This is a genomic window from Burkholderia sp. APQ4-4ca, assembly GCF_057837105.1.
This window is the reverse complement of the sequence record NZ_JBYQCG010000216.1, coordinates 1-10,679: the sequence shown is the minus strand read 5'-3', so window position 1 is coordinate 10,679 and position 10,679 is coordinate 1. Positions and strand designations below refer to the sequence as shown.

Genomic DNA, 10,679 nt, shown 5'->3' with positions numbered 1-10,679 from the left:
CGTACTCGTGGCGGGCATCGTCCTGCTGATGTTCAGTTGGGGACTTTCCACGTCGCTATTAATCGAGGCGCGACGCGACGCGTATGACCATGCGGTCGAAAATGCGCGCAACCTGATGCTGCTGATCGAACGCGATATCGCGCGCAATATCGAACTCTACGATTTGTCGCTGCAAAACGTCGTCGACGGCATGGCCGATCCCGAACTGACGACATTGCCGCCGCGTCAGCGCCATCGGCTGCTGTTCGACCGCGCGGCGACCGGCGCCTATCTCGGCTCGATTTTCGTGATGGATGCGCACGGCAATATCACGATCGATTCGACCGATTCGCCCGCGCGGCAAGGCAATTTCGCCGACCGCGACTATTTCGCCGTGCATCGCGACCGGCTCGCCCCCGGCCTCTACATCAGCCGGCCGTACGCGTCGCGGCTGCGCGGCGGCGCGCTGACCATCGCGCTGAGCCGCCGGATCAACCGGCCCGACGGCACGTTCGGCGGAATCGTCGTCGGCACGCTCAGCGTCGACTATTTCCGCGCGCTGCTCGACGGCATCGCGGTCGGCCGGCACGGCAGCGCGGCGATCGTCGAGGACAACGGCACGCTCGTGTCGCGCCTGCCTTACGACACGCGGGTGGTCGGCCTCGACCTGCACGATTCGCCGCTGTTCATCGACGCGCAGCGCAGCCGCCATGGCGAGCTGACCGGGGTCGGCGCCGTCGACGGCGTGCGGCGCATCTATGTTTACAAGCATCTCGCCGGCCTGCCGCTGATCGTCGACGTCGCGCCGGCCGAGATCGACGTCTACGCGTCGTGGCACCACCGCGCGATCTGGACCGTCGTGCTGATGGGCCTGTTCACGGCGTTCATCGCGTGGGGCTCGCTCGCGCTGTCGCGCGAGCTGAAGCGCCGGCAGGACGCCGAATCGAAGCTGTACCGGCTCGCGCACACCGATTCGCTGACGGGCCTCGACAATCGCGGCACGTTCGACACGGTGCTCGCGAAGGAGACGCAGCGCGCGTCGCGCAGCGGCCGCCCGTTGTCCGTGCTGTTCGTCGACGTCGACCACTTCAAGGCGTTCAACGACTACTACGGCCATCCGGCCGGCGACGACGTGCTGCGCCAGGTCGCGCAATCGCTGACGCGCAACCTGCGCCGCGACAGCGACCACGTCGCGCGCTACGGCGGCGAGGAATTCGTCGTCACGCTGCCCGACACCGACGCGCCGGGCGCGGCAACCGTCGCCGAAGGCGTCCGGCGCGCGATCGCGGGGCTCGACATCGAACACGTGAAGAGCCCGTACGGGCGCGTCACGGCCAGCATCGGCACGGCCACCGCCGCCGATGGCCGGATGAACGCGGCCGCGCTGCTGCGGCGCGCCGACGAAGCGCTGTACCGCGCGAAATCCAGCGGCCGCAACCGCGTGCTGGACGCGCAATCGAGCGCGGCAGACGCTTGACGCGATCCGCTCCGACCTGCCGCGTGACCTGATGCGGCCGCCCGCCGCCCGGCCCGGCGGCCCGGCGTGGACAGCCCGCGCGCGTTCGGCTAGCGTTACGTCTGCTGCGCATGCGGCGCGGCGCCGGCCCGCGCACGCCGCCGTGCGCGTTCCCGCCACTCCCGCTCCGTCATGACCGCCCCGCTCCCGACCCGCCTGCCGCCGCTCGTACGCCACGCGCTCCGCCCGCTGCTCGACCCGTATCGCCGCTACCGGCACGCGAAGCTGATCCACGCGGCGCGCGTCGCGCTCGCGATTCTCGTTTCGATCGCGCTGTCCACCGGGCTGAACGTGCCGCATGGCGAATGGTCGACGATCACCGTGCTGATCGTCGTCGGCGGGCTGCAGCACCACGGCAACATCCGCAAGAAGGCGGCCGAGCGCGCGCTCGGCACGTCGATCGGCGCGCTCGCGGGGCTCGGGTTGATCCTCCTCTACTCGTTCCTGCACGCGCCGTTCGCGATCTACCTGCTGATGGCCGTCGGCTGCGGTATCTGCGCGTATCACGCGATCGGCAAGGCCGGCTACATCGCGCTGCTGTCGGCGATCACGATGGTGATCGTCGCCGGCCACGGCGACAACGAGATCGTCGACGGCCTGTGGCGCGCGGTGAACGTGCTGGTCGGCATCGCGATCGCGCTGGCGTTCTCGTTCGCGCTGCCGCTCTACGCAACCTACTCGTGGCGCTACAAGCTCGCCGACGCGCTGCGCGCGTGCGCGGCCGTGCATGCGCGGCTCGCGGGCGACCGCCACGTGAGCGACGACGCGCACCTGAAGGAAATGGCCGCGCTGAGCGCGCTGCTCGTGCAGTTGCGCTCGCTGATGCCGTCGGTGTCGAAGGAATGCGAGACGTCGATGACGCAGCTCGAGGCGATCCAGCGCAGCCTGCGCCTGTGCATCGGTTATCTGGAGATCCTGTCGAGCGCGCTGCCGCCCGCCGACGACGCGGCGGCCCGCGAATACATGCGCGTCGAGATGAAGGGCGTGCACAGGCGCATCCGCGACACGCTGGTCGGCGCGAGCCGCGCGCTCAAGTTCGGCACGCCGAGCCGGCTGGCGCCCCGCCGCCGGCCGGCCGAGCCGCCGCACGACGCGCCGCCGCCGCAGTTGTCCGGCTACGTGTCGATCACGGCCAAGCTGGCCGGCGAAGTCGACCAGTTGCGCGAGCGGCTGCTCGATACCGCGCGGTCATGGAATATCTGAAATTCCGGCTTCGCGCGTCTTTCTTTCAAATTGCTTTCTGCGCAACGAGGCGACGCGCTCGCGACGGCGACCCGGGTTGACCGTCGATCCGGCCCCGGAAATCCCGTCGCCGCCCGGCTCGCCGGCGCGTGTTTCGGCGGCGATGCAACGCCGTCCGGCACGGCGTTCTCCAGCCGGTTAACCGCCCGTCAGGCCCGCCGCGACAGGCGCGACGACGGTTCCGCACCAAAATCAGCCCTTGCCCCAACTTCCCGGACAGCCGATACTCGCATATTCCGCGAAATACGATCCCACCGGCTTCAATCCACGGTAATTCCTATGAGCACGATTCTCGAAAGCCTCCCGACCGGCCAGAAGGTCGGTATCGCCTTCTCCGGCGGCCTGGACACCAGCGCCGCGCTGCACTGGATGAAACTGAAGGGCGCCGTCCCGTACGCATACACGGCGAACCTCGGCCAGCCCGACGAAGACGATTACGACGCGATCCCGAAACGCGCGATCGAATACGGCGCAGCCGGCGCCCGCCTGATCGACTGCCGCGCGCAGCTCGTCGCCGAAGGCATCGCGGCGCTGCAAAGCGGCGCGTTCCACATCACGACCGCCGGCGTCACGTACTTCAACACGACGCCGATCGGCCGCGCCGTGACGGGCACGATGCTCGTCGCCGCGATGAAGGAAGACGGCGTCAACATCTGGGGCGACGGCAGCACGTACAAGGGCAACGACATCGAGCGCTTCTACCGCTACGGCCTGCTCGTGAACCCGGATCTGAAGATCTACAAGCCGTGGCTCGACCAGACGTTCATCGACGAACTCGGCGGCCGCGCCGAAATGTCCGAATTCATGAACCAGGCCGGCTTCGCGTACAAGATGTCGGCCGAGAAGGCGTATTCGACCGATTCGAACCTGCTCGGCGCGACGCACGAGGCGAAGGATCTCGAAAGCCTCGAAAGCGGCATCAAGATCGTGAACCCGATCATGGGTGTCGCGTTCTGGCGCGACGACGTGAAGATCGCCGCCGAGGAAGTGACGGTGCGCTTCGAAGCCGGCCAGCCGGTCGCGCTGAACGGCGTCGAGTTCACGGATCAGGTCGAGCTGCTGCTGGAAGCGAACCGCATCGGCGGCCGCCACGGCCTCGGCATGAGCGACCAGATCGAGAACCGCATCATCGAGGCGAAGAGCCGCGGCATCTACGAAGCCCCGGGCCTCGCGCTGCTGTACATCGCGTACGAGCGTCTCGTCACCGGCATCCATAACGAAGACACGATCGAGCAGTACCGCGAGAACGGTCGCCGCCTCGGCCGCCTGCTGTACCAGGGCCGCTGGTTTGACCCGCAGGCGATCATGCTGCGCGAAACCGCGCAACGCTGGGTCGCCCGCGCGATCACCGGCGAAGTGAAGATCGAACTGCGCCGCGGCAACGACTACTCGATCCTGAGCACGAAGTCGCCGAACCTCACGTATCAGCCGGAACGCCTGTCGATGGAGAAGGTGGCGTCGACGTTCTCGCCGCGCGACCGGATCGGCCAGCTGACGATGCGCAATCTCGACATCACCGATACGCGCGACAAGCTGCGCGTGTATTCGCAAGTCGGGCTGCTGACGCCGGGCGAAGCGTCGGCGCTGCCGCAGATCAAGGGCGATAGCGACAAGTAAGCCAGTCGCTTTCGCGAGCGGCCGGGCGGCGTGACAACCGCCCGGCTGCATGCAGTCCTTCCCTTCCCGCTTTTTCTTCAAGCACTGCCGGATTCGCCACGCGTATCGCGACGATCCTGCAGGCGCGTCAAAGTTATTTCGATGCCGTGGCGGTCGCGGTGGCCGCAGTCGTCGTCAATACCGTCGAAGCAGTGGACGCAGCGGCAGTGGCCGGCGCCGGCGTACGCGCCAGATCCTGGCCGATCATGTCCGCGACCGACTTCTCGCACGCCTTGATCCCTTCCACCGACTTGTCGAAATTCTTCTCGAGATCGCTGAAGCTGCCGTACGTGTAAGCGAAATCGCTGTCGATATGGACGCTGTTCGCCTTGATGTCGTAGCCGCACGCGAACGTCTTGTAATAGAGGTCCTGCTTCGTCTTCGCGTCGAGAATGCGCGCGCGGATGACGACCCACGGGATGTAGTCGGGCTGCTGGGGCGGCGAGATATAGCCGAACGACGAGAACCACACGTTCATGATCGCATCCGCGTCGGTCTGGATCGCGGAGTAGTCGTCCGACTTGCCGTCATCGGCGAGCTTCACCTTCTGGCCGTCCAGCTTCACGACCTGATAGCCGTTGCCGGCGAGGCGGCCCGCCACGCCTTCCGCGATGTCCGGGGCGAACACGATCTTGCTGGCCGCCACGTGATCCGTGTACGTGCTCGTATGGCTCGCGTTGACGGCCACTTGTGCGAGCGCGCCGATCAGGCCGAACCCGCCCGCCGCGCCGCCGAGATTGAGGACCGAGACACGCTTCGGCTCGGTGACGTCGAGCATCGCGATCGAATGCAGCTTCTGACGCGCCTCGGGTTTCATGTCGGTATTCGGCAACGTGGCGCAGCCGGACAGCAGCGTCACGAGCAGGCCGCAACCGACCAGGGTGGCTTTGGATGAGTTCTTCATTGGATCAGTGGCTTTCGTTGTTGACGGAACGTGTTCATCGGGCCGCCGCACGCGGCGCAACGACGCGCCGTGTGCGGTGCGACCGTGCGTTTATTGTTTGATCACCTGACCGTACGCGATGAAGCTGTAATCAGCCGCGCGCAGCACGTAGAGGATCGAGCGCTTGAAGCCGTTGGTTCCCGTGATGGGCACGAACATGATCGCGGCGCTGCCCGACAGCGGAACGCCGGCCGGAAGCTTGCAGCCCGTCGACGCCGAGGCCGTCACCGTCATGTCGTACATGTTCTGGTTCGAGCCAGGCGTGGAAAGCAGCAGCGTGCCGCTCAAATTGCAACCGCTCAGCGTGCCGGTCAGCGTACCGCCCGATGCGATCGCGAACGATGCGTTGGTCGTCGCCCACGTGCCCACCACGCTGTCCTGCGTGACGGCAAGCGCGTTTGCGGTGTTGTAGGTCCACGTGAAATTCGACGCCGTACCGTTGCGGCTGATCGTGCCGGACAACGTCTGCTGCGGGCTGTATGCGCCGGAGCCCGAATCGATCTTCGTGACGGTGCCGCTCGTTCCTGCAAAGTTGATACCCGGCGCGATCGACCACGTCGAACCGTTGACGGTCAGGGTCGTGAAATCGTCGGACATCACGAACGATCCGAGCAGATTGAGCGTGCTCAGGTTGTTGTGCGGGTCGATCAACGCGATCGTCGAATAGCCGAGGTTGCCGGATGCCGACCAGATCCCGATCGGGCCGGTCGCCGTTGCGGCCGTCGAACCGGGTTGCGGGTTCGTCAGGCTGGGCAGTGCCTCGCCGACCGTCACCGGCTGCGACGATGCGACGGGGGCGCTTGCGGGGGCTGCTGCGAGCGGTGTGGACGCGACGGCCGGTGCGCTGGCTGCGTTGTTGGCGCCGCCGGTATTGGAAGGCGTGCCGCTGCTTGCGTTCGACGAGCCGTCGCCGCCGCCACCGCAACCGGCGACGACGAATACCGAAATTGCAGCTGCGGTCAGCAGACAAAGGGAATGCTTGTTCAATTCAATCCTCGATTTTTTTGATGCGTTTTTTTAGTGGTCTAGATTCGAATCGCGTTACTTTTCCGGTGTTTTGTGTGGGCCTCCTCGAGCGATGTTGGATGTGTGATGTGGTGTGTTGGGGAAGCGCGATGAGGGGGCGTCGGTTGCCGGATATTCGGCGCGACGGGTGCGAGCGTGGAGATGTGGTCGTGCGGGAACGCGCACGCAACGGTGAGAACCGCGTGCAGCAGCAGGCATGCCGCGGCAAGGCAAAGACACAGCGCGCGCCAGCCCCCGGTGCCTGCGCGCCCCATCGAATCGGTGCATCCCATCTTCTGATACTGCGCACGGCTTCGCCGGCCGGCGCCCCCTCGGTTATCTGGTCGTGTGGTTGGGTTGTATGGCTTTGGTAATACTTTTTTTGAGCTACCGAGGAAGGTAACGGCGGTGAGGGGGATTTCTTTAGGGCGGGTTATCGAGGGAATTTTCTAGGGGTTGTGTTTCGGCGCTCCGTAAGCCCTCTCGCTCGGCCGTGGGCTCGGGCGATGAAGTTAAACCCACGTTTGAATTCAATTTGTCGAGCGGGAAAAAGCTTCAGGCGCGACGCAGCGGCACAAGAACATCCCAGGCTAGCGGAACAGCGTTTTGCAAGTACCAGCGCCAGTATGATCGACGACGTTCGGTGCCTCCCTTGGCTTCCCAGATCGCACTGCCCGACACCGCGAGCGCTGCGTAATAGCTTGCATCCCGATCGTCTGGAGGTACGCTCTTTCCGCTTTCGCCGACCACATCGAAGTTCGTGTCGTACAAAATCGTATTGATCGCCGAGAAAACGGCCATGCCCGCATAAACGGAGACAAAGGCCGGTTCGCCATGTTCGAACAGATCTATAACCTTCGTGTGGTACTCGCCGTTGGTTCTTTCGAGTGTGGCCAGATCGCATTTACCCGATAACGCATCGATGCCGCTCGCCAGGATCGCTTCGGCCGCCGTCAACACGCTCGCATACGGACTCAACCGGCCTAGCACCTCTCTCGCACAGATCACAGCCAATCGCGCGCGGCGTAAGTATCCCGCATCGGCGTGTTCAGTCACCGACAGGGCCTCGATCAACTGAATAAGGTCCTTTCGGGTGGCAACCGGGAGTTCGCCCTCTGTAGTAATCGACGTCGCAGCTGTCGATAATGTGTTCGCCAAATGTTGTGGAATGCGCATCGCTTATGCTGATTCTTCGTAACATTCGATAGACATGATGATTGAATATCGGGGCGAGGCCTGACGAGCGACCTATTTGTCGCTATCGCCTCACCCCGAATTCTTCACTACCCCGCGACGAAATCCGGTCGTCTTACGTTCGGCATGTCATCGTATGCCTTCAGGATAGTTTGCAACGGTGTCAGCGATGGGTCGCGATTCCAGTAGACGATCTTGAGCCACGTCGCGCCGCGTATGAACTGCCCCGCACCGAACCATTTTGATTCGAGGTTCGCCTTCAGCATACGTCGGCCCGCTTCGAACAAAGCATCGGCTGTGTATGCGTTGGCGTGACCTCACCAATAACATCAAATCAGAAATGCTTTCTTCAATAATTACTTATCATGCATTCGATGAATTTTCTATCAAAATTCTCATGTAACTTAGCCGCCCCATCCACAATCGCGGATCGAAAGTCGTTGATCGACAAAAAGTCATCGCCATTCAAAGAATTGAAAATAAATAAAGACGACGGCGATATCGATTTGAACGCCAAAACTACCCATTCGACTGGCGAGTGCTGCGCCATTACCCAATTTTCATCCAAATCCGCAACAACCAGCCCATACGACTCATTTTGCCGACCCAATTCCCGGTCAATGCATGCAATTTTACCCTACCAACTTTCACTCTCACCACAAAAGCACAAAAAATTCAGCGATCGAGCATAGAAAACATTAATTCCCTCTCCTGAAATACGCTTAATCTCATCGAATACAGAAAATTCCGTTCTCACAGAAAAATCAAAAAGCAGAAACCTATCATACTCACTCGACACAAATCTCGCCGGAAGAATGGGAGGCCCGTTAATTATTTTAGTAATTTTCTTCACCAATAACCCCACTCATTTCGCGTTAAATCTGATCTTTGTTGCTTGACCGCCCACTGTAACAGACGCCGACGGGATACCGCTGTTGGCACCGGCAATACCATTTCCAGTACTCGAAGGATAAAAAGTGTACTCCGGGTCATATTCATCTTCCGATACCCACCAAGCAAGCCAACCAACTGGTTCCCACTGTTCTATTAAATCTTGCTTTCTAGTGAGGTAAACAGTGGTTCCATGATTGTTGTACGGGATCACGTTTCCGCAGGCAGCGTTCGGAGCGCGCCGAGCGGTCTTAATGTCCTGATCGTAGCTCACGACGTTGTAAGCTAAGCATGCCACAGCAATCAGCAAGCCTGCCAAGTACACGGGCGAGCAACGCCGCTTCCTCAAATCGTTCATTGGCCACCGCCCTTGCCAATCGGATGCACTTTCGTATCCGTCCGCATGACTGAACCACCGCCCCTACGCCAACACCGATGGTCAAGCCACCGCCATAAAGCATAAATCCGGCAAGTGGCCGGGTTTGTTTGTTATTGCTTATCTGAGGGTGCGGCGTTCTCGTCAGTTGTCAAAGCCTTCTGTACCGCATCCTACCAATCCTGCCACGCGGCAGGATCTGCGGGTCCCTGACCACCTTCCCATATTTGCCAAGACAACGATCCGAGCATTCCGCCAAGCTCTTCGGACTTCGTCAATTCGTACTCGTGTTCCAGAAAGTAGAACATCGCACGATACGCTTGCTCTACAGTCAGCTTTTGTTCGCTCATCATTTCGATCCTGGCCGAGTTGGCGCTGCCAGACCTGTATTTGGATCAAAGCCGTCGACACGTAGATGTTCACCAAGACCAACTCTGGGAAGACGGTCGCAGTGCGTGCGGATTGCATTGAGGAAGTCCGACGATCGACGCAGCGACATCGGGCTCAGCATGTTCCCAGTCATTGGCGCCTTAAATTTCATTTTTTCAGATCCCGTCGCTGCAAATATCAGAGGTGTTGTTTTATGCTCATCGTCCTATATATATCTCGTCCGCCACCAATTCAAAATCAGGCACCACGAAAACTTTTCCGACAGCTCCCGTGGTCGAACGGTCATAGCTTCGTTCGGCGTTGAAGAATGCATCCACACGAAGGTGCCGTTTCACATCGTCCCGTAGTGTTCTCAGTCCGGAAGGATCAGAAAATACATCGTCAAAGGAATCCGTTAGCTGCAAGTAGATCACGTCGTCTGCCAGTTCTTTTATAACCGATACCGGAGCGCTGAGCAGTCTGTCTTTTCCGAAAAGTCTCACATACGGCGGACCAAAAATAGTTGCCCAGAAGACATCAGGAAGCCAATGCCGTAGCAAATGTGTTGACAGCAAGAACCCATCTCCATAGGGAGACGATTCACTGGTCACCGCAAATTCGCGATATGAACTCGTTACCGCATCCATAAATGCGAAATGGCCCTTCGACCTCAGCGCTGCAGTTTGTAACCAATGCACCAAATCAGCGGGCGGAATACTTCCGTGCTCAACGGTTAGGTTGATTTTTGAATGCGTATCGCGAAGCCGCGGAGATTTACTATTCCATCGCACCGAAAAAGCACCTTCCGCCTTTGGCTTCTTCGAGTGCTTCCAGTACACCGTATCACACTGTCCCATCACCGCCATAAGCCGTTCGAATTCCACCAGATCAAACTTGCGATCCAAAGGCTCCCACCACCCCCATTTCTCCGGCACGATCATGGGAAGGCACTGACAATAGGTCCGAACGGAGTCGAGGAAGTCGACGGGCCGACGAAGCGAAAGTGGGCTAAATACATTTAGATCAACAGGAAACTGAAACTTCATGACGTTGCCTCCCTACTTCGGCTTCCATGCACTGAACGTGCCGGTCGATGCGTCAAAGACACGGATCGAACCACCAGACTGATCCACAAGTTCCCGTACAGGTTTTGAAATCGTCTCAGTGCTCGGGCTCACAACAAGCTGGATTTCGTTTCCGGACGCAGCATAGCCTCGGAACTGATTCGAGTTCGAAATATTCTTAGAGACGGTTTCATAAAGACTGCTCGGCGCGTCGGAGCGTATTCCAGCAGATCAGGCAGCAACCGAGTTTGAGGAACGCGCCGTGAATATCGGCACGGCGTTCGAAACGAATACGGAGGCGACGGAAGTGATGCAGCCAAGCATGCGTGCGTTCAACGACCCAGCGATATTTTCCAAGGCCGCTGCCGTGTTCGGTACGACGCTTGGCAATCACCGGTTCGATACCACGATTGCGCAACGCTTTTCGATGTCGCTCGGAGTCGT

Annotated in this window: 10 protein-coding genes; 3 read left to right on the top strand and 7 right to left on the bottom strand. The window is 60.8% G+C overall.

The features are described 5' to 3' along the window. From AC3IFE_RS23140 to argG, 3 genes are all read left to right on the top strand, one after another. Positions 1-1,456 (top strand): sensor domain-containing diguanylate cyclase (locus AC3IFE_RS23140; protein WP_489192224.1); only part of this gene is annotated, 1,456 nt, incomplete at its 5' end. A 171-nt stretch (positions 1,457-1,627) separates the two neighbouring features. Next, complete coding sequence (locus tag AC3IFE_RS23135) at positions 1,628-2,698, top strand: FUSC family protein (protein ID WP_489192222.1); 1,071 nt, start codon at positions 1,628-1,630, stop codon at positions 2,696-2,698. A gap of 318 nt (positions 2,699-3,016) precedes the next feature. After that, entirely contained in the window at positions 3,017-4,354 is a 1,338-nt protein-coding gene (argG, locus tag AC3IFE_RS23130) for an argininosuccinate synthase (RefSeq protein ID WP_489192220.1), read from the top strand. A gap of 133 nt (positions 4,355-4,487) precedes the next feature. Here argG and AC3IFE_RS23125 read toward each other — a convergent pair whose 3' ends face one another. The 7 genes from AC3IFE_RS23125 to AC3IFE_RS23095 form a co-directional block, all read right to left on the bottom strand. Further along, positions 4,488-5,297, bottom strand: a complete 810-nt coding sequence (locus AC3IFE_RS23125; RefSeq protein WP_489192218.1) for a hypothetical protein — start codon at positions 5,295-5,297, stop codon at positions 4,488-4,490. A 90-nt stretch (positions 5,298-5,387) separates the two neighbouring features. Next, positions 5,388-6,323, bottom strand: a complete 936-nt coding sequence (locus AC3IFE_RS23120) for a hypothetical protein (RefSeq protein WP_489192216.1) — start codon at positions 6,321-6,323, stop codon at positions 5,388-5,390. A 573-nt stretch (positions 6,324-6,896) separates the two neighbouring features. Beyond that, a complete protein-coding gene (locus AC3IFE_RS23115) occupies positions 6,897-7,517 on the bottom strand; it encodes an Imm5 family immunity protein (protein ID WP_489192214.1) in 621 nt (206 codons plus the stop codon). An 883-nt stretch (positions 7,518-8,400) separates the two neighbouring features. Further along, positions 8,401-8,700, bottom strand: coding sequence for a hypothetical protein (locus tag AC3IFE_RS23110; protein WP_489192212.1), 300 nt, complete (start codon positions 8,698-8,700; stop codon positions 8,401-8,403). A gap of 275 nt (positions 8,701-8,975) precedes the next feature. Beyond that, on the bottom strand, positions 8,976-9,152 hold the full coding sequence (locus AC3IFE_RS23105) for a hypothetical protein (RefSeq protein ID WP_489192210.1): 177 nt from the start codon (positions 9,150-9,152) through the stop codon (positions 8,976-8,978). A gap of 237 nt (positions 9,153-9,389) precedes the next feature. Continuing rightward, entirely contained in the window at positions 9,390-10,217 is an 828-nt protein-coding gene (locus AC3IFE_RS23100; protein ID WP_489192208.1) for a hypothetical protein, read from the bottom strand. A gap of 208 nt (positions 10,218-10,425) precedes the next feature. Then, positions 10,426-10,679 (bottom strand): transposase (locus AC3IFE_RS23095; protein WP_489192206.1); only part of this gene is annotated, 254 nt, incomplete at its 5' end.

Excerpts from the sequence above, each read along its gene's own strand:
- AC3IFE_RS23135 (WP_489192222.1), top strand. The coding sequence starts at position 1,628 with ATGACCGCCCCGCTCCCGACCCGCCTGCCGCCGCTCGTACGCCACGCG.
- argG (WP_489192220.1), top strand. The coding sequence starts at position 3,017 with ATGAGCACGATTCTCGAAAGCCTCCCGACCGGCCAGAAGGTCGGTATC.
- AC3IFE_RS23125 (WP_489192218.1), bottom strand. The coding sequence starts at position 5,297 with ATGAAGAACTCATCCAAAGCCACCCTGGTCGGTTGCGGCCTGCTCGTG.
- AC3IFE_RS23115 (WP_489192214.1), bottom strand. The coding sequence starts at position 7,517 with ATGCGCATTCCACAACATTTGGCGAACACATTATCGACAGCTGCGACG.
- AC3IFE_RS23105 (WP_489192210.1), bottom strand. The coding sequence starts at position 9,152 with ATGAGCGAACAAAAGCTGACTGTAGAGCAAGCGTATCGTGCGATGTTC.
- AC3IFE_RS23100 (WP_489192208.1), bottom strand. The coding sequence starts at position 10,217 with ATGAAGTTTCAGTTTCCTGTTGATCTAAATGTATTTAGCCCACTTTCG.